The following is an 18194-nucleotide window of genomic DNA, read 5'->3' as shown; positions in this document are numbered from 1 at the left end:
CGCCGCCAGGACCTCCCGGTCACCGTGCCGTCTACGACCGCCACCCTGCGGCCGCACCGGAGCCGGCGGCACCACCCGCTGAAACAGCTCCCACAACCCGTCCGGCACCATCCGCTCGACCAACTCGCTCGACACGCGAACAGCATGCCGCAAGATCACACCAAACGAAATGAGCTGTAAGGAATACGGCGTTTCCGCCGGCTCCCGCATCGGTGAAACCCTCCTCGGCTGAAGCCAAACCGCCGCCGGACCGGCGACGGTGCCTGCGCGTCGCGCAATGCGGCGCCGGCGAGAGGATGCCCGGCACCGGAGCCTGACCCTGCCCGCCTCGCTCGCCGCTCTGTGGCCCGACGGGCAGTGGCTGACACACCTGCCGCACACCGCGCGTGAGGGCGGCGGGGTAGGTGGCGCCGTCGACGCGGGCGAGTGTGCCCGCGGCTGCGGTGGCCAAGAGCGCGAACACGACGACCAAGGCGACGGCAAGCAGGACGATGGCGATGTGGTTCACCACGATGTCCCCGTAAGAGAATGCTGACGTGACCGAAGGTCGTGTTCAACGGTGTTCGCCGTGGTCCGGCCCCCGCCCCGGCTTCGAAGGCCGGGGCGGGGGCAGCGGGGCCGCAGCACCGGTGAAGAAGCTAGCCGCCCACTCCTTCACCCGACGGAGATCAGGGCAGGCGTGAACGTGTGCCGGTCACGTGTGCAGTCGTGAGCACCCCGAATCGCCCCTGACGTAGCAGAGGTAGAAGTGCACGTCGGCCACGTCGTCCTTCCCGAAGCTCCCGCCGTACGCCTCTCCGTAGTCGGGCGTCGGCCCGGCTATGACCGAGGTGTGTGCACCGCTTGAGTTGCGGTACTGCATGTGGAGCTGGACCGTTCGTTCATCCTGCGCCTCGCTGCCGGCGAAGGGGCTTGAGACGTTGATGTGGTACCAGCCGTTGGGCAACTTCGAATACGTGTACCCCACTGACCCGCAGTCGAAGGTGTTCATGCACGTGAAGAACGTGGAGTTCACCCCTGCGGGTGCAGCCTGAGCGCTGACGGCGGGACCGGCAGCTACGGACGCGGTCATGAGCGCTGCCACGGTCAGCGAGCGACGAATGCCTCTGCGCATGCTCTTCCTCCTGAGTGTGAGTGGTGTGTGGCTTTGTCGAGCAGTAGTGACGTCACTTGTCGACGGGATCGGGGCGCCCCGATCCACGGTCGGGCGCCGCGCAAGCAGGTCCAGTGAGCCGTCCTCCGGCATCCCCGCCGCCCGCCTTGGAACGCGTTCCGTCGTTCGTGATTGCCCGATCCGGTCGCTACGCGCTCACGAGTCGGTGTCCACCCAGAGCTCCCAACGACTACCGTTCCGCTCACAGACCCAGAAGCTGTAGGCGGAACTCGCCCCTGCGGCCTCGCACGCTGCCTTGGTGCGGTAGGAGCCGACGCGGACGAGATCGAGGGCGGTGGCCGGTACGGCTGTCGTCGGGTTCGTTTCGGCGGGCGTGGGCGCCGCCTGCGCGACGGCAGTGGTACCACCAGCCAGAAGTGTGGCGCCCATGGCGACGCCGACGAGGAGAGTGCGTACACGCACGATGATGTCTCCATTCGTGTTGTGTGAGAGCTTGGCTATCGGTCGTGGCGCGGTTGTGGCCTGTGCCTGAACGCGCCGTACATCGCTGCGAGCTGGCCCGCAGCCGTGCCCCACGGGGTACCGAGCAACTCACCGTGCCGGCCTGTCGCTGAACCGTGTGGTGAGGGGAGGCGCCGTGGTACCACGCCATGCTGGTGGACGCGCCTGCTCCCCCGATTTCTAAGCAGGCGTCGCTTGATGCTCTGTCGATCGGTCGTCGGACGATGCTCCGAGGACGGGAGCGTGGCCCTTCGGGCTTGCACCATTGATTTCAGGGCCCGTCGCATTGTTCGTCAGCCCTCTTCGGCCGCCGAACAATGACTCGATGGGCTCTGCCGGACCGAAGTGACCTTGCGTAGGTTGGCCGCTGGTCCGCGTCTCGGTGTCGAAGGAGATGAGGCGGTGGCGGGTCGGCGTGAGGTGCCGGTGGATCCAGCCGCGGGGCCGGTGCAGCGGTTCGCGCAGGAGCTGCGCAAGCTGAGGCGGGAGGCAGGCGGCCTCACCTACCGGGTCATGGCGCAGCGCGTGGAGTATTCGGTCGGGTGGGACCACGGACCCGCCGCCCTATCGCGGCCTCGCTCGCTTCGAGCCGGTGCATGCCGAGCTGTTCTTCGGCCGGGAGAGGCTGACCGGCCGGCTGCTGGACCTGGCCCGTGACCGTCGCTTCACCGCCGTGTTCGGCCCGTCCGGCAGCGGCAAGTCCTCGCTGCTGCGCGCCGGGCTGATTCCCCGGCTACGCGAGGGTGATGACCCCGCCCTGCGTCCGGCCGCGATCCGCGTCCTGACGCCCGGTGAGCACCCGGTGGGCACCCACGCGTCCCGCTTGGTCCCGGTGCCGGACGCGGACGCGGACACCTGGCTGATCGTGGATCAGTTCGAGGAGTTGTTCACCCTGTGCCGGGATGCGACCGAACGCACCGACTTCATCGACCGGCTACTTGCCGCCGCCCCCGGCAGCCGGCTGCGCGTGGTCGCCGCGGTCCGGGCGGACTTCTACGCCCACTGCCTGGAACACCCGGGTCTCACCGCGGCACTGCGGGATGCCACCGTTCCGGTCGGACAGATGAACCGTGAGGAACTACGGCAGGCGATCGTCGGGCCGGCCGCCGCGGCCGGGCTCGTCGTGGAGCGCTCACTGACCGCCCGCCTGCTGGACGAGATCGAGGGCGAGCCGGGCGCGCTGCCCATGATGTCGCACGCGCTGCTGGAGACCTGGCGCCACCGCACCGGCCGCACCCTGACCGAGACCGCCTACGAAGCCGCCGACACCCTGCACGGTGCGATCGCCAAGACCGCCGAGGACGTCTACAGCCGCTTCACCGAGAGCCAGGCACGCACGGCCCGTCGTCTGCTGCTGCGCCTGGTCACCCCCGGCGACGGCACACCTGACACCCGCCGGCCCGCAGAACGTGCCGAGCTGCAAGTCACCAGCGGCCAGGAGACCGCTCAGGTGCTGGAGGCTCTGTCCGCCGCGCGCCTGCTCACCTTCGACAACGACACCGTTGATCTCGCCCATGAGACCCTGCTGACCGCCTGGCCCCGGCTGCGTGGCTGGATCGAGACCGACCGCGAACGTCTCCGCGCCCACCGGAAACTGACCGACGCCGCCCGCACCTGGGAAGAGCTCGGTCGTGACTCGAGGGCTCTGTACCGGGGCACCCTCCTTGACACAGCGCAAGAGCACTTCACAGGCGAGTCCGCGGAGGACCTGACCGGTCTGGAACACGACTTCCTCACCGCCTGCATCACCGCACGCGAGCAGGAAGAACACCTCGCGGCCCGTACCACCAGGAAACTGCGCCGGTCCGCCGTCGCCCTGTCTGTTTTGCTCGTCCTGTCCCTCCTCGCCGGCGTGATCGCCTTTCGGCAGAGCAGGTTCTGGGAGCGAGAGCAGTTGCGGGCCGAGAGACGCCGTATCGCTGCGGTGGCCGACGGCATACGTTTCGAGGACCCGAAGAGAGCCATGCTGCTGAGCGTGGCCGCATGGCGGATGGCGGATCTTCCCGAGACGCGATCGGCGCTGCTTGTCGCAGCATGGCAGAAGGAGCAGGACGCTTTCACGGTGCCTGCCGACGATCCGTCCGCGGGTCAGTTTCTCGGCCTGGACGGGCGGATCGTAGTGAGCGCCGGCCGGGAACGGGTGCGGGAATGGGATGTGTCGACGCATCGACAACTGGCCTCGTACCCAGGCCTTGGACCGTACGCCGAGGACTATCCCGAGGTGAGTGTCGAGTCGCACACCGCGGTGCTGAACAGCGACAGTGGCGTGCGGCTGTGGAACCTGGCTGAAGGCAGAGCAACAGGCCGGCCGCCGGTCCGCACCGCAGTGGGCCAGATGAACCCCAGCGGGCGGACCGTCATCGTCTACGGTGCGGACGGCAGCGTACAGCTGAGGGATATCGCGAGCGGCCGTCTGCTCCTGGAGCGGCGCGCCGGTGCCGCCGACGGCCCTGTCCGGGGCAACGCGAGCCCTGATGATCGTTTGCTGGCCTTGTGCCGCGGCAGCTCTGCCCGTCTGGAGGTGTATGACACGGTCGGTCGGCTGGAACTGACCACCGCGCAGCTGTCAGAAGCCCGACCCAGGTGCCGCGACCTACAGTTCTCCTTCAGCCGGGACAGCAGGGCGCTGCTGATCCTGACCACGGAGAAGATTCAGGTGTGGGGGGTGTCCTCCGGGAAGCTCCTCCATACCGTCGGGCACCCGGGAACCGTCGAAGCAGTCCTCAGCCCGGACGGGCAGTTCCTGGCAGCCATCGACACGGACGAAATCCTCGTCTGGCGGGTCACGCGCCCTGCCAGTCCGGTGTTCAGTCACTCCCTCGTCGATGAGACGGCCAGCTCACTGCGCTGGGCTCCCGGCGGTCTCATGCTCCGCTATCTCGCAGGCGGGCACGCGTCCACGGTCAGAACTCTCCATCTCGGCCCTGTCGTGGACTCCGTCTGGTCCCGCCGACCGTTCACGGGGGTGGATTTCAGCAACGACGGCAATGTTGTGGCCACTGCTCGCTCGTCCCCCGACGACGACGGACGGTCGAGACCAAGCCAGGTCAGCTGCCCGAAGCGGCGGCATGACTCGCCTGGGGCGATGATCTCAATGTCGCCCGGACAGAACCCGGGCTCAAGCCCTCTCGGTCCACCCCTTGAGCGTGTCGGCCAAGGCCCGTATATCCACTTCCCCGGCCGTCACTTGCTCGGCCAGGTCGGCGGCCTCCTTACGAGTTGGTGCGTGCAATCCAGACGGCCACTGGTCGATCGACGTCGACGGGACACGGCTGGACACCGCGTGCCCCAGGTACTACGGCGCCGCATGCCACCGCACCGGGCACGCGCAGATACAGATCACCTGGACGGGACCAGCCTCGATGCGGGTGACAATGGACTCCCCTCACAGGACTGGACCCTGACCGCCACCTCGACCTGGTACCTGGATCTTCTCAACAGCGTCAACGCGGCTCTGCCGCTCTCCACCTGGCGCAGTCCCCTCTGGCTTCGGGCACGCCAGCGCCTGGCCCGCGCGCTGGGGATGGGCGACATGCGCTTCTCCGGCGTCATGCCGAGCGGCCATACCGGAGTGCTGATGCCGCAGCGAACCTACTTCGTGGAGACCTCCCGAGCCGTGCTCGACGGTATCGATCTCGGCCGGCCAACTCAGTTGCCGGAATGCGTGCGAATCGGTGCCGCGACCCTGCCGACCCGCGGCGTCCTTGCCATCGGCCAGGCGGCCTGGAAGATGCTGGACCCGCCGAATACGAGCTCATCCGCTCGAAGAGCAGCCCGCAATCGCCCTGCGCCGACTAGTGAGCTGACCGGGAAGGTCGCCGGGGCGGTTGGGTGCAGGATGACGTCCGCTGCGGCTGCAGGGGATGTGGTGGCAGCTCTGCTGCTACCGGCGGCATTGACGTCGGGATCCCCTCGAAAACGCAGGCGAGCTTGCTGTCCAGCGGCGAACCGGCAAGTGAAACGGTGTGACTGCATATACCAAGCGTCGGTTTCGATGTGCGCCGAAGGCGCTCAGTAATTCTGGGTACCGACGTTCACGGACCTGTCCACGGCGACACACTGGTTATCGGCGTTGCGATCGACACGGCGACCGCCCCGGGAAAACGCAGCTGCCGGCGCAGCGCACGGGATGCGGATGGGCACACGACTTCGGGCTCGTCCCCGCCGGCAGCTGACCGCGACTCTCAGGGGATGAGATGGACGGTGAGGTCGGTCTGGGTCTCACTGGGGTTGACCGCGTGGATGTAGCCGTGGGCTGTGCGGTAGCGCCCCGTACCTCCTGTGATCGCCAAGGTGATGTCGCCCGGTCCGGCACCGGAGATGCCGAACACGCCCTGCACGGTGATGTGTCCCTCGGGCAGCGAAAGGGTGATCTGGCACTGGAGACCGCTCGAGTCGTCGGGACCGGTGCGGGTGGTCGTGCAGACCTCGTCGAACCGGCCCACAGTGGAGTTGGAGCGCACGAGGTCCCCGGTGACGACGAGTTCGTCGCCTTGGCTGTTGCCAGGAGGGGGGACATCGATGAAGTTGGTCTGGGTCGGCCTCGCCGTCAGGTGGAAGACCTCCTCCGTCCCGAGGGGAGGCCACGGAACAGCCGTGTCCGCGGGCTGGGTGGCGGCCGACGCCAGGGGAGCGCAGTAGAGGGCAGCGGCCAGGCCGGTGACCGCGCTCAGCGGAAGGCGTTTGATGTGGCGCATGATGCGTCTCCTGGTCAGGAATATCGGGGCAAGTGTCTTTGTGTCACTTGAGGCGCCCCGCTTCCAGGTCAGCATCTGGTGGATCGCGTGCCTCAGCCACCTCAGGTGGCCATCCAGGTGAGCACCGTGTGGAGGACGCCGGATGACGCGCTTCAACGTCGTTGGTCGCGCGGCCATTTCAGGGCTAGTGCCGCATCGGGCAACGTTTGCCACGTCCGCCAGACTGCTCGGGTGATCGCCAGACTTGCGCGGGAGCAGGACTTTCCTGGCCTTCTTGGCTTAGCAGCTCAGATCGAACACTCGTTCGGCCCGATGGTTGGGGATCCTGGATTCCAAAGCACCGTGGACAAGCACATTCGCCGGTCCACGGCGACGGCCGCCGGGGAAGCGGCCCGGAAGCAGGGGCGGCTTTTCCAGGGCGGCGAGAAGGTCGTGGGCGAGGCCGGTTTCACTGGAAGTGCCCGGGCCGGGATGCAGGGTGATCCGGCCGAACGGCGGATGGTGGGCAGCCAGGGCGGTGTGCGTGTGAATCGCGTCGTCATCGCGGTCGATGACCACGGTGACGGGCGGTGGCGCGGCGAGCGGCATGGCGGCGTGGTGGTCAGCCAAGACGGCTGAAGGCCCAGCGCAGCAGCTCCTGGTCGACGCGGGCGCGGCCGGTGCGTGTCAGGGCGGTGCGGGTGTGGGCGGTCAGCTGGGCCCAGGCGCGGAAGTTGCCGTGCGCGGCGTGGCTGTCAGCAAAGGTGATGTCCTCAGGATCGGCGTCAGCCCAGATCGGGTGGAACAGCGGGATCACCTCGAGGACCTCGCTGGGGGTGAGGCGGGCGAAGTGCTGCCAGATGAAGATGCGAGAGGAGAGCATCGGTTCGCAGCGCAGCACGGTGTGGCAGCCCTCCCCGCCAACGACGATGACCGCGAGCTGAGTGGAGGGCTCGTCCCACAGGTAGCGGAAGTATTCAAATGCCTCCCCGTTGAGCCACTGGGCCTCGTCCACCAGGAAGGTGCGGGCGCGCTCGGCCAGGGCGGTCTTCAGCAGGCGGTCGAACTCGCTGGGATGGCGCGGCGGCTCGCCGGCCAGGTCGAGCGCGGTGAACAGCTCGTAGCGCACCGCGCGGGCGGTGGGCCGGGCCCGGAAAGTGATCTTGCGGACGTCCTCGCCGGGTTCGAGTGCGCGCAGGCAGGTGTTGACGGCGAGGGTCTTGCCGAAGCCGGCGCCGCCGTGGATGCACATCATGGCCCGCGCGGCGACGGTGTCGGTGATGTTCTCCCGGGCGGTGAGCAGGGCGCGGGTGGTGACCACGGACGCATCGGGCAGGTCGACGTACTGGTAGGTGGCCGCAGTCACGAGGCGTCTTGCGTCTTCGTCGGTGGTGGGACGTGCGGCCCGCCCGCCTGGGCCGTCCGGGGCGGAAGCGCCATCACGGCCGTACGGGTGCCGGAAGGGCGGGCCTGGCGTGGTCAGCGCGGCCAGGGAAGCAGGGGTGCGCCAGTCTGCCCGGGGGCGCGGCGGGTGGGATGAGGTCCGGCATCGCCAGCTGCGCGAGGTCGGAGTCGGCAGTCTGGGCGAGTTCGGCCTCTGCCTGGGCGGTGGTCAGCGCGCCGAGCCGCTGAGATGCCTCGGGCTGGTTCACGGCGGCGTAGCGCTCGCGCTGCGAGCCTCCAGGTCCTTCTTCAGGCGGCGGGTGCGGGCGGACCTTGCCCGCCGTACCGCGCGGAGCTGTTCCTCGGTGGCCTGATCGGCCAGGTCCGCGGGACCGAGGTAGCGGCCGGTGGCCGCGTGGTAGACCTCGATGCGGTGGTCGTGGTGGGGCATGAAGCGGACCCTCACCTGGATCCCGGCCTGGCCGGTCATCCACGGCCCCACGTAGTCGCGTTTCCTGAAGCGGATGCCGCGGGTGGTCAGCGTGCGGGTGCCGGCATCCTCCAGGGTGAACGTCCACAGATCCGCGGCCGGCACGTCCCGCAGCGGGGTGGGATCGTCCTGCCACGCCTGAAGCGGAGTCCTGCCCCCAAGCGGCGCGGGACGGTGCTGCGGTGTTCCACCACAGCGTCCAATCCAGCAGCCGGGCGGTGAAGTCCTCGAAGCCGAGCAACACCTCGTCCTTCGGGCGAGAAGCCCGTTTGCCGGGGCGCGGCTGGCGGGCATAGCCGGGCAGCGCGGCCAGGAACATGCTCTCCACCGCCCGATTGAGGCCTTCCACGGTGCCCATGAGGTGGGGGGTGTAGGCGGGCAGGTCCTCCACCGTCACGTCCAGGAGATCGAACGCAGCCGTCACCGTTCGGGACAGGAAGTCCTTGCCGCGGTCGACGCGCACTTTCTCGGGCAGGCCGCCGAAGGGGCCGTAGGGGTCCTCGCGCAGGACCGGAGCGCAGCGCAGCCAGCACCGACTCCCGCGACGGATCCCCCGGCGTGACCGCGACACCGGTGATCGCGTTGGTGGCACAGTCGGTGAACCAGGTGATCCACGGCCTGCGAGCCTTACCATCGACATCGACCAGCACGGGGCCTGTACGTGGTCGGTCTCCCACACCTGGTTACGCCAGCCCTGCGGCCGGGCCAGGAACACATCATGCTTGCGCGCCGCCCGCTCTCCTCCCGCGAGCCCGGCCCGCTCCCCCGGCGTCAGGTCCCGCTGGATCGCCCGGTGCAGCGTCGGAATCGACGGAGGCGGCTCCCCCTCCCCCTTGGCCGCGCGAGCGATCAGCTCACGATGGACCGCCGCGACGTTGCCCTTCCACAAGGCCAGCAGGCGGCGCACCTCCGGGGTGACGGAAAAGCGGTCTTTACTCTGGGCCCGCGCCCCGGGCTCCGCGGCCGCGGACTCGTCCCGCTCGGCAGCGGCAAGCCACCGCCACACCGTGCGCTCGGTCACCTCCAACGACTCCGCCATCAGCCGTACATGTCGGGTCGTCAGTCTCTGATCCTGCCGCAGAGCGAGCAGCCGGCGCACGGCAGGGCCGCGCAGCGCCGACAGAGAGGAAGAAGGCAGGTCTCCCCGAGCGGGCGGACCGTCCCCGTGCACGCCGGAGCGGGAAGCGCCCTCTTCCGGCCCGGTCGCGCCGGTCACAGCGGCCCCATGAGCCGTGCGCAGGCCCGCTCCAGCATCCGGCGGTCCACTACCGCACGGCTCTTGCCGTAGATCTCGGCGGTCAGGTGCGAGGTGAGCTTCGCCCAGGTCCGGAAATTGCCGTGGCCCACATGCTCGTCCACCCACACGACATCGTCCTCGCTCACGTCCTCCCACAGCGGGTGGAAGGCCGCCATCGCCGCTGCCACCTCGCCCGGGCGAAGACGCGGCACCAACTCCCAGGTCAGCACCCGAGAGGCCAGCGCGGACACCCGGCGCAGCGCCCGCTCGCTGCCCGCACCCGCCAGCACGAGGGCCGTGTCCGTGTCCGGGTGGTCCCACAGCCCGCGCAGAAACTCCAGCGCCGGCCCCGGAAGGCGCTGTGCCTCGTCCAGCACCAGCACGCGCGGCTGCCTCAACGCGTTCACCAGCATCAGGGCGGCCTCCCCCGCGCCGCGCGGCAGACGCCTGCCCAGTTCAAGAGCGTCCGCGAGTACCCGGCGCAGTTCAGGGACCGTCGGGTGCACACCGACATGGACCCGACGGACCCTGGCCGGGTGCGGCAGCTGGGACAGGGCGTACTGCAGCGCGACCGTCTTCCCCTGGCCGGCGTCGCCGTACAAACACGCCACCGCCCCCACCGCGGCCGCGTGCGCGACCGTCCGCAGCACCGACCGCACAGCAGGCGTGTGCACCACCTGGGCATCCGGGACCAGGACCGGGACCTGCACCAGATGCTTCTGCTCGCGCAAAAAACCTGCCCGCCTTGGCCGGCCACGACGTTCAGACCCAGCTCGCTGAGGGGATCCGGCCTGCTCGGCCCGGCCACCTCAGGCTCCCGCCCGGTCAGCAAAGCCCGCCCCGCCCGTCGGTCCCTGCGGATCACCCGGCTCAACGTCGACATCGACGGAACTGGCACCTCACCACCGGCAGCCACCAGCCGACGCCTGAGCCCCGAGACATTGCCCCCCGCCTCACCCAGCAGCTCCCACACCTCGTCCGACACCGCGTATCCATGCCGGACCGGCGCCTCCGCCCGCCCCGAGCTCACCATCGCCGTCGACGTCGCCACCCGCGCCGTCCTCGCCGCCGTGCTGTGCCCGAGTGCGACCAAGGCCGTCGACGCGGCCCTGCTGCTCGCGGAGATGGCCGTCCCGCACCCCGCCCGGCCGACCTGACCGGACATCCTGCGCATGGACCACGCTCCCGCACTCCCCCACCAGCGGCCGGCCGCGCTGGACGAGCGCCTGGCCGGCGCGGCGGCCCGGCCCGTCGTCCTGCCCGAGACGATCGTCGTCGACCGCGGCAAAGTCTTCGTCCCCGCCGCTTTCACCGCTGCCTGCGAGCACCTCGGCATCAGCGTCCAGCCCGCCCCGCCCCGCGCCCCCACCGCCAAAGGCATCGTCGAGCGGACCTTCGGCACCATCAACGCCCCGCTCGCCAGCACCTGCCCGGCTACACCGGCTCCGACGTCACCCGCCGCGGCCCCGACACCGAGAAAGACACCTGCTACAGCGTCGCCCAGCTACAAGACCTGCTTGAGGAGTGGCTGGTGCACTACCACCACCGGCCCCACGAAGGCCTGCGCCACCCGATGATGCCCCGCAAAGCCCTCACCCCGAACCAGATGCGGGCCGCGCTCGTCGCCGTCACCGGACATGTGCCCGTCCCGCTGAGCGGCCGCGACTACCTCGAACTGCTGCCCGTGCGCTGGCAGGCCATCACCGCCTCCGGCATCCGCATCCACCACCGCACCTACGACGCGGACCTCCTCGCCCCCAACCGCGGCCAGCCCTCACCCGTCGCCGGCCGGGGCGGCAAATGGGAGATCCACTACAAACCCCACGACGTCCGCCAGATCTGGCTCCGCCTCCCCGACGGCGACCTCACCAAGATCCCCTGGATCCACCGCGACCACGTCCACCAGCCGTTCAACGACCACACCTGACAGCACATCCGCACCCTCGCCGTGCACGGCAACCACGATGATGCCGAGCACCACGAAGCCAGCCTCGCCGACGCCCTCGACCAGCTCATGCGCCGCGTGCCCACCGGTCACGCCACCGAAGCGGAACAAGCTCTCGTCGCCCGCGCCACCACAGCGCCGATCCCCGCCGCCCGACATCCGCAACACGACACCGACCCCACCGGCGAGTCGGCGCAGCACGGCGAGGACGACAGCATCGACGATCTCGACGACGCGCCCGACGGTGACTTCAGCCCCGCCCCTGCCACCGGATTCGGGCTCTACGACGCACACGAGGAAGCCGACAGATGGTGAACCCGAACCCGCAGAGTGCGGGACGCACACCAGTCGGCGCCGGCGACAGTGACGCGGCCGAGCCGTCCTGGCCCCTGACCACCTGACAAGGCTGGCAGCGCTTCGCCACCACCGAGCCGCCCGCCCCGCCCCAGCCCGACGACCCGCCCCGCAGCACCGACGAACGCCTCGCCTACCACTCCGCCTTCGTCACCATCCGCACCCCCGCCATCAGCCAGCTCGCCACCCAGGTCCGCACCCTGATGGTGCTCGGCCGCCACCAGCAGACCACCGCCCGGCCCTCCCCCATCGTCACCGGACCCGCCGCAGCCGGGAAAACCACCGCCTTGCTGAACGTCGGCCGCACCTGCCACCTCGCCCACATCCGCAAAAACCCGCCCCCGCCCGGATCAGCCCGTGCCGCGGCACCCGTGGCGTACGTCCTGGTCCCGCCCGGCGCCACCGCGAAAACCCTCATCACCGAATTCGCCCGCTACCTCGGCATCCCCACCACCACCCGCATGACCCAGACCCAGATCACCGACGCCGTCTGCCACACCTACACCCAAGCGGGCGCCCAACTCGTCCTCATCGACGAGATCCACCGCCTCAATCCCCGCACCACCACCGGCGCCCAAACCGCCGACCTCCTCAAAGACCTCACCGAACGCCTGGCCGCCACCTTCGTCTACACCGGCATCAACGTCACCGACACCCCCCTGTTCACCGGCACCCGCGGCGCTCAACTCGCCGGACGCGCCACCCTCATCACCTGGGGGCCCCTCCCCGCCCGCCACTGCGCCCGCCAACCCTTGCGCGACGTCATCACCGACACCGAGAACGCCCTCGACCTCACCCACCACAAAAACGGCACCCTCCCCCGCCACGCTGCTTACCTCCACCAGCGCACCGCCGGCCGCATCGGATCCCTCACCCGCCTCATCCGCCAAGCAGCCATCACCGCGATCCACGACGGCACCGAACGCATCACCAAAGCTGCCCTCGACGCGGTACAGCTCGACCACCTCGCCGAAACCCACCACCGCCCCACCCGACGACGCTAACCCACCCACCGACCAGGCAAAACAGCCCTGACCAGGGCAAACACGAACCGAGCCATTACGAGCTAGCGAAATCCACAACGAGCCCGGTCTCACTCAGCACACACGACACAACCCCAGCTCACACCCCGAACTGCCCGCTGGAACCGCGCACCCGGCCTCTCTCAACGAACCCACAACACACCAGGCCAGCAAACCCCCGATACACCAACAACCCCCCTCCGAACGTCAGGATAGGCCGCCAAAGCCTCCACCGCGTCCTTGTGCCACGACACCACCAGCGTGTCAGCGTCCGTCGAGTCCAGCTCCATGGAACTGCGATCCGCGTCGGGCGGCAAGATCCGGTGCGGCGGCATGGGCTCCAGCGAGCGGCGGGCGTCCGAGATCCGCCCGCGGTGCAGCTGGGAGCGGCCAGCCCGATCGGGCGCACATTTCTCCCCCGGCGCGGCACGGCAGTCCGGGCAACTCCGGGCGCGGGCTCGCTCACGGACGGCCGGCGGCACAACTCGCCCCACCACTACCTCCCCGAAGAGCCTCATGGGCGCGCTCGCCTGGCGGACACGGTCGGTGGGGTCAACGTGCGCGAGACGCCAAGGTCACCGGGGGTTCGGCCGACCGGGTACCGACGCCAGCGTCGCCGTGCCGGTCACAGCGACGTCGAACGACGCCACCACGCTCACCGTTCGCTGAGTACGGTCCCGCCCGGCGGATCGGCTGGGTTGCTGTCCACTCGCCCGTGCTGTCCGTCCCTCAGCAGGGGGGAAGAGCTTGGGCCAGAGGGGTGACGAGTGGCCCGGCAACGGGCAGGCCGGGACCATGGTGAGCGCTGCACAGCGAGACACCGTCCGGCAGGAGGCCCGCGGCCCCCGCACCAACGCGCCGGCCTTCCGCCAGGACGACGCGGTCGCCCGCGCGCTCCTGCGCGCCCTGGGCGCCACCGAGGCCAAGGCGGCAACGTCTCCGGCGGACGGCCGACCTCTCACAGTGTGAGATCTTCCCTACTTTTCCTATGGAATTACTAGGGAAGCCTTGACCGTGTCGCCGGGGGCGCACAGGATGATGAACATGTCCCGTAAGCAGCAACGACTCGTTCGTCGTCGGCATGTCGACTTTGGTCACGTCGTCACTGCCGCCTGCTGCCGCGCGTAAGGCACGCGACTCGCACCTTCGCCCGTGCCGCTCCGCTCCCCCTTCCCAGGCGATCAGGCGAATTCACCCACTGCGCCTGACAGCCCCACACACTTCTGAGGGACAACCGCCATGACCACGGCACTTCCAGCTCAGGCCACCCCACACGATCCGCTCCTCTCCGACACACCCCATCTTCGCCTGGTGGGCGATACCGCTCAGAGAGACACCCAGGGACACACTTCCGCACCGCTCGTCGGCTACCTCGTGCTCGTCCCCGAGGGCACCGATCCCACCGAGCTCTTCGCCAAGGACAGGCCACGGCCCGAGATCCGACCGGTCGCCGCCGCAGGCTCGGCCCCTGTCCGGCGGACGGCAGACGACGTCGTCCGCATCGATGCGGCGCGACATGTCGCCGAGGTCGACGGACGTGAACTCGACCTCACCTACCTGGAGTTCGCGCTGCTGGCGCATCTCGTTCAGCATCCCGACCACGTGCAGACGCGTGATCGGCTGGTGGCCGCCGTCTGGGGCTACGACCACATCGGCGACGGCCGCACCGTGGATGTCCACATCGCCCGCCTGCGCCGCAAGCTGGGCGAGGCTCACCGGCACCGGATCGTCACCGTCCGGCGCGTGGGCTACAAGTACGTGCCCGACCAGCTGGATAGCCCCAACGCCGCACGCTGCGGCCGACCTTGAGGAGACGACCTCCATGGGCCTTACCTCCGCGCCGTCCCACCCGGTCTCGCCGTCCGACCAGACCGGGCCCGGTCATGCGCACTGGCTGCGCGTGGCCCGCGAGGCGGCGGACGACCTGGCCACGGACACCGTGGCCAGGGAGCAGGCGGGCAAGGCCCCGATCGACGAGGTGTCCCGGCTGCGCGAGGCGGGACTGCTGACGCTCCTGACGCCGGCCGAGTCCCAGGGAGGCGGCGCGGACTGGCCCACGGCCTACGCCGTCGTCCGGGAGATCGCCGCGGCCGACGGCGCGATCGGTCAGCTGCTCGGCTGTCACTACTTCCTGTCGGCAAGCGCCCGGTTCTTCGCCGGGCCCGCCCTCGCCGCGCGGATAGACGAGCGGTCCGCAGCCGAACAGTGGTGCTGGGGCGGCGGTTTCGCGCGTCAGGAGCCGGCTCTGAAGCTGGCCAGGACCTCCAAGGGACTGGTGCTCGACGGTCGGCAGAGCTACACCACCGGGGTCCTGGTCGCCGATCGTCTCGCCGTGCGCGCCGTGCGGGAGGACACGGGTGAACCACTCGCCGTCGTGGTGGATCCCGCCCGTCGCGGTGTGGCGATCGACGGTGACGCCGACACTTTCGGCCAGCGGCTCGCGGCCGGCGGCAGCGTGGAGTTCGACGGCGTACCGGTTGGTACCGAGGACGTGCTCGGCTCCCTGTCCGCGGACGAGGACTTGCTGTCGCCCCGAGCCGCCCTGGCGTCTCCGGTCGGCCGTCTGTTCTCCGCCCAGCTCCTTCTCGGCATGGCCGAGGGAGTGCTTGCCGAAGCCCGTGAGTACAGCAGGACGGGCCACGCAGCCCGGCACCCCGCCTGGCCGGCCGGTACCCCGGACGACCCGCAGGTGCAGACCGCCTACGGAGAACTCACCGTCCTCACACGCTCCGCGTCGGCACTCACCGATCAGGCACTGGAAGCCGTGCGGGGAGGCCTTGAGCGCGGCGACGACCTCACCTATGACGAGTCCGCGGACATCTCCGCCCTCGTGGCCATGGCCGAAACCGCCGCGGCCATGGCAGCGCAGGAGTCCACCACCCGCGCCCTCGACATCGTCGGCGCTCGCTCCATCTCCGCGCGGCTGGGCTTCGACCGGTTCTGGCGCAATGCCCGAACCCACACCCTGTACGAGCCCGTGACCCACCGGCTCCGCGATGTCGGGGAGTACTTCCTCAACGGCGCCCACCCTCCGTTCGTCCTGCCCGCCTGATGGGGAGGCGGGGACGTTCGGGGAGACCGATTCCGAAAGATCGATTCCGCGGTCCCGCCCGTGCCTGAGCCGACCGATCTGCTGCCAGGATCCGTCGCTACCGGGGTGCTCAGCAGCCCTGTGGGTCGGCAGCGGGGAGCACGGCGGCGATACTGGCCGGACATGCGAATCGGAGTCCTGCCGTGACATGGTCGACGGGGCCGGCCGGACTGGCCGTCGGCCTGCTCATAGCGGTGGTGACCGCGCCGGTGGGCGTTTCGGGTGCGGTGTTCCTGCTGCCCGTGCAGTTGAGCGTACTCGGGGTGCCCAGCCCGGCGGTCACGCCCACCAATCTGCTGTTCAACGTGGTGGCCGGGCCCGGCGCCCTGCTGCGCCACCACCGCGAGGGCCTACTGTACGGTCCGCTGACGCGCCGCATGGTGACCGGCACTCTGCCCGGGGTGGTCGTCGGCGCCGTGATACGGGTCTTCGCCGTACCGGGGGCCACCGTCTTCCGCCTTCTGGTCGCCGCTCTGCTGATGCCACTGGGCCTGTGGCTCATCGGGCGCACCCTCCGGCACGCCCGGCCTGCCCCGACTGCGGAACCCTCGCCCCGGGGCATCACCGGACTGGCCCTGGTCGTCGGGGTCGTCGGTGGGATCTACGGGATCGGCGGAGGATCCGTCCTCGGCCCCATACTCGTCGGCCGAGGCATGCCCGTCGCCCGCGTGGCACCCGCCGCCCTCGCCTCCACGTTCGCCACCTCCATGACCGGGGCCGCGGCCTTCGCGCTGCTGTCCCTGACGGGCTCCGGTGACATCGCCCCTGACTGGTACCTCGGTCTGGCCTGCGGCCTCGGCGGACTGATCGGCAGCTACCTCGGGGCACACCTGCAACCTCGTCTGCCCGAAACGGCGCTGCGTCTCCTGCTCGGCGCCCTGGCCACCGTCCTCGGTGCCCTCTACGCCGCGCAGTCACTGCGCTGACGGCGGTGGCGGCGCACACGGCAGTCACCACGCCACCGCCCTTCCGGAGAATTGTGAACGCCGCACTTCATTCGCATGTCGGACTGTTGAGAATGTAAGACGCATACGCAAGCGACATTGACCTGGCTGGATTTCGCTGCAACTCTCTTGGCTGTGAGCAAGTCCGAGACCCTCGCCGCGCGACTGCACGTCGATCTGCGACGTCAGGCCAGCGCCATCTGTGCCGTCGGTCGCCGCACCCGCTGACAGCCACAGCTCCCCCTTCGCTCCATTTCACAGTCGGCTTCTGCGCGAGCCGCTGTTCTCAACAGACGTCGGCCCTCCTCATAGCCATTTCTGCTGAGGTCTCTTCTCGGCCGTTCGACGTCTGCCTTTTCCTTGCCCCGTTTCCTGAACAGGACCTTTCCATGGCCACGACGGCATCGACCCGACGTCACTTCCTCACCCTGCTCGGTCTTTCGGCGGTGTCGGTGAGCTGCGGCACGTCCGCCTCCGGAGTACCGGCCGCCAAGGACCAGACCAGAACGCTGAGATACCAGGGCTGGGCCGGTCAGGTCACGTTGCCCGAGCTGGCCGAGGATCTCGGCTATCTGGAGGACGTGAAGCTGAAGTGGGTCGGCAACACGATCAGCGGACCGCAGGACATCCAGTCCGCGGCCACGGGTCAGGTCGACTTCGGCGGCGCGTTCAACGGCGCGGTCGTCAAGCTGGCCGCCAACAACGCTCCCATCAAGGCCGTCATCAGTTACTACGGCGCCGACAAGTACGCCTACAACGGCTTCTACGTCCTCCAGGACAGCCCGATCCGCTCGGCCCGGGACCTGATCGGCAAGAAGGTCGGGATGAACACCCTCGGAGCCCACTCCGAGGCCATGCTCGACATCTACCTTCAGCGGGGCGGTCTGTCCCGGGCGGACATCGACAAGGTCGAGCCGCTCGTGGTGCCTCCGGTCAATACCGAGCAGTCCCTGCGCCAGAAGCAGATCGAAGTGGCCGTACTCGGCGGCATCCTGCGCGACAAGGCCCTGGAGACCGGCGGCGTCCGCCCACTGTTCACGGACTACGAGCTGCTCGGCGCGTTCAGCGCCGGCACGTATGTGATGACGGACCGCTTCCTGAAGCAGAACCCCGACACGGCCCGGACCTTCGTCACCGCCGTGGGGCGCGCCATCGAGTGGTCGCGATCCACTCCGCACGAGGAAGTCGTCGACCGGATGACTGAGATCGTGAAGAAGCGCGGCCGCAACGAGGACACCGCACCGCTGAAGTTCTGGCGGTCCTACGGCGTCGCCGAGACGGCGGGCCGGATCACCGGCAAGGAACTGCAGTTGTGGATCGACTGGCTGGCCGAGCGGGGCGACATCAAGAAGGGCCAGGTCACGCTGTCGGACCTCTACACCAATGAGTTCAACGACTACAAGAAGTCCTCCGCCGCGAAGAGCGGGAGCTGATCCC

The 18194-nt window shown here is 69.4% G+C and carries 18 protein-coding genes and 3 pseudogenes; 13 read left to right on the top strand and 8 right to left on the bottom strand.

The window, feature by feature from the left end; genetic code table 11:
* From ACZ7DL_RS30695 to ACZ7DL_RS30685, 3 genes and pseudogenes are all read right to left on the bottom strand, one after another.
* Positions 1 to 210 (bottom strand): annotated as a pseudogene (locus tag ACZ7DL_RS30695) (hypothetical protein); the annotation flags it as partial.
* A gap of 484 nt (positions 211 to 694) precedes the next feature.
* The gene (locus tag ACZ7DL_RS30690; protein ID WP_470779066.1) at positions 695 to 991 is read right to left on the bottom strand and encodes a hypothetical protein; all 297 of its coding nucleotides are present in this window, start codon (positions 989 to 991) and stop codon (positions 695 to 697) included.
* Between the two features lie 318 nt (positions 992 to 1309).
* A complete protein-coding gene (locus ACZ7DL_RS30685) occupies positions 1310 to 1576 on the bottom strand; it encodes a hypothetical protein (protein WP_470779065.1) in 267 nt (88 codons plus the stop codon).
* A 631-nt stretch (positions 1577 to 2207) separates the two neighbouring features.
* On the opposite strand from ACZ7DL_RS30685, the gene ACZ7DL_RS30680 reads away from it, so the two are divergent.
* Complete coding sequence (locus tag ACZ7DL_RS30680) at positions 2208 to 5633, top strand: WD40 repeat domain-containing protein (RefSeq protein WP_470779064.1); 3426 nt, start codon at positions 2208 to 2210, stop codon at positions 5631 to 5633.
* Between the two features lie 166 nt (positions 5634 to 5799).
* Here the strand turns inward: ACZ7DL_RS30680 and ACZ7DL_RS30675 are convergent, their stop codons facing one another.
* Positions 5800 to 6312 carry an allene oxide cyclase barrel-like domain-containing protein gene (locus ACZ7DL_RS30675; protein WP_470779062.1) on the bottom strand — a complete coding sequence of 171 codons (513 nt, stop codon included), beginning with the start codon at positions 6310 to 6312 and terminating at the stop codon, positions 5800 to 5802.
* 231 nt (positions 6313 to 6543) lie between these two features.
* Between ACZ7DL_RS30675 and ACZ7DL_RS30670 the strand changes: the two genes are divergently transcribed.
* Positions 6544 to 6930 carry a hypothetical protein gene (locus ACZ7DL_RS30670; protein WP_470779060.1) on the top strand — a complete coding sequence of 129 codons (387 nt, stop codon included), beginning with the start codon at positions 6544 to 6546 and terminating at the stop codon, positions 6928 to 6930.
* On the opposite strand, the gene ACZ7DL_RS30665 is transcribed toward ACZ7DL_RS30670, so the two are convergent.
* From ACZ7DL_RS30665 to ACZ7DL_RS30655, 3 genes and pseudogenes are all read right to left on the bottom strand, one after another.
* Positions 6914 to 7657, bottom strand: a complete 744-nt coding sequence (locus ACZ7DL_RS30665; protein ID WP_470779059.1) for an AAA family ATPase — start codon at positions 7655 to 7657, stop codon at positions 6914 to 6916. The genes ACZ7DL_RS30670 and ACZ7DL_RS30665 overlap by 17 nt on opposite strands.
* Positions 7658 to 7730: 73 nt before the next feature.
* Positions 7731 to 9263, bottom strand: a pseudogene (locus tag ACZ7DL_RS30660) (transposase).
* A 113-nt stretch (positions 9264 to 9376) separates the two neighbouring features.
* Positions 9377 to 10132 carry an AAA family ATPase gene (locus ACZ7DL_RS30655; protein WP_470779057.1) on the bottom strand — a complete coding sequence of 252 codons (756 nt, stop codon included), beginning with the start codon at positions 10130 to 10132 and terminating at the stop codon, positions 9377 to 9379.
* Positions 10133 to 10342: 210 nt separating this feature from the next.
* Here ACZ7DL_RS30655 and ACZ7DL_RS30650 point away from each other — a divergent pair, with 210 nt between their 5' ends.
* From ACZ7DL_RS30650 to ACZ7DL_RS30630, 5 genes and pseudogenes are all read left to right on the top strand, one after another.
* On the top strand, positions 10343 to 10558 hold the full coding sequence (locus tag ACZ7DL_RS30650) for a hypothetical protein (protein WP_470779055.1): 216 nt from the start codon (positions 10343 to 10345) through the stop codon (positions 10556 to 10558).
* Positions 10559 to 10573: 15 nt separating this feature from the next.
* On the top strand, positions 10574 to 10978 hold the full coding sequence (locus ACZ7DL_RS30645) for a hypothetical protein (protein ID WP_470779053.1): 405 nt from the start codon (positions 10574 to 10576) through the stop codon (positions 10976 to 10978).
* Positions 10933 to 11328, top strand: a complete 396-nt coding sequence (locus tag ACZ7DL_RS30640) for a hypothetical protein (protein ID WP_470779051.1) — start codon at positions 10933 to 10935, stop codon at positions 11326 to 11328. The genes ACZ7DL_RS30645 and ACZ7DL_RS30640 overlap by 46 nt, the downstream gene beginning before the upstream one ends.
* 21 nt (positions 11329 to 11349) lie before the next feature.
* Entirely contained in the window at positions 11350 to 11661 is a 312-nt protein-coding gene (locus ACZ7DL_RS30635) for a hypothetical protein (RefSeq protein WP_470779049.1), read from the top strand.
* A gap of 176 nt (positions 11662 to 11837) precedes the next feature.
* Positions 11838 to 12704: pseudogene (locus ACZ7DL_RS30630) on the top strand (TniB family NTP-binding protein); the annotation flags it as partial.
* Between the two features lie 161 nt (positions 12705 to 12865).
* Here ACZ7DL_RS30630 and ACZ7DL_RS30625 read toward each other — a convergent pair.
* On the bottom strand, positions 12866 to 13240 hold the full coding sequence (locus tag ACZ7DL_RS30625; protein WP_470779047.1) for a zinc finger domain-containing protein: 375 nt from the start codon (positions 13238 to 13240) through the stop codon (positions 12866 to 12868).
* 229 nt (positions 13241 to 13469) lie between these two features.
* Here ACZ7DL_RS30625 and ACZ7DL_RS30620 point away from each other — a divergent pair, with 229 nt between their 5' ends.
* The 6 genes from ACZ7DL_RS30620 to ACZ7DL_RS30595 all read left to right on the top strand — a co-directional run bounded on the left by ACZ7DL_RS30620 (position 13470) and on the right by ACZ7DL_RS30595 (position 18190).
* The gene (locus tag ACZ7DL_RS30620; protein WP_470779045.1) at positions 13470 to 13691 is read left to right on the top strand and encodes a hypothetical protein; all 222 of its coding nucleotides are present in this window, start codon (positions 13470 to 13472) and stop codon (positions 13689 to 13691) included.
* Positions 13692 to 13961: 270 nt separating this feature from the next.
* Positions 13962 to 14531: a winged helix-turn-helix domain-containing protein gene (locus ACZ7DL_RS30615; protein ID WP_470779043.1), complete on the top strand. Its 570-nt coding sequence runs from the start codon at positions 13962 to 13964 to the stop codon at positions 14529 to 14531.
* Between the two features lie 13 nt (positions 14532 to 14544).
* Positions 14545 to 15774: an acyl-CoA dehydrogenase family protein gene (locus ACZ7DL_RS30610; protein ID WP_470779042.1), complete on the top strand. Its 1230-nt coding sequence runs from the start codon at positions 14545 to 14547 to the stop codon at positions 15772 to 15774.
* 182 nt (positions 15775 to 15956) lie between these two features.
* Complete coding sequence (locus ACZ7DL_RS30605) at positions 15957 to 16739, top strand: TSUP family transporter (RefSeq protein ID WP_470779040.1); 783 nt, start codon at positions 15957 to 15959, stop codon at positions 16737 to 16739.
* Positions 16740 to 16892: 153 nt separating this feature from the next.
* Positions 16893 to 16985, top strand: coding sequence for a putative leader peptide (locus ACZ7DL_RS30600; RefSeq protein ID WP_165396452.1), 93 nt, complete (start codon positions 16893 to 16895; stop codon positions 16983 to 16985).
* Positions 16986 to 17146: 161 nt separating this feature from the next.
* The gene (locus ACZ7DL_RS30595) at positions 17147 to 18190 is read left to right on the top strand and encodes an ABC transporter substrate-binding protein (RefSeq protein ID WP_470779037.1); all 1044 of its coding nucleotides are present in this window, start codon (positions 17147 to 17149) and stop codon (positions 18188 to 18190) included.
* The last annotated feature ends 4 nt before the right edge of the window (positions 18191 to 18194 follow it).

The sequence above is a fragment of the Streptomyces sp. NPDC036984 genome, from assembly GCF_055607665.1.
The sequence above is the reverse complement of the archived record's forward strand: the minus strand, read 5'-3'. Positions and strand labels throughout refer to the sequence as shown.

Coding starts and splice junctions, on each gene's coding strand:
- ACZ7DL_RS30615 (WP_470779043.1), top strand. CDS start 13,962: ATGACCACGGCACTTCCAGCTCAGGCCACCCCACACGATCCGCTCCTC.
- ACZ7DL_RS30610 (WP_470779042.1), top strand. CDS start 14,545: ATGGGCCTTACCTCCGCGCCGTCCCACCCGGTCTCGCCGTCCGACCAG.
- ACZ7DL_RS30645 (WP_470779053.1), top strand. CDS start 10,574: ATGGACCACGCTCCCGCACTCCCCCACCAGCGGCCGGCCGCGCTGGAC.
- ACZ7DL_RS30625 (WP_470779047.1), bottom strand. CDS start 13,240: ATGAGGCTCTTCGGGGAGGTAGTGGTGGGGCGAGTTGTGCCGCCGGCC.
- ACZ7DL_RS30675 (WP_470779062.1), bottom strand. CDS start 6,312: ATGCGCCACATCAAACGCCTTCCGCTGAGCGCGGTCACCGGCCTGGCC.
- ACZ7DL_RS30595 (WP_470779037.1), top strand. CDS start 17,147: ATGGCCACGACGGCATCGACCCGACGTCACTTCCTCACCCTGCTCGGT.
- ACZ7DL_RS30690 (WP_470779066.1), bottom strand. CDS start 991: ATGAACACCTTCGACTGCGGGTCAGTGGGGTACACGTATTCGAAGTTG.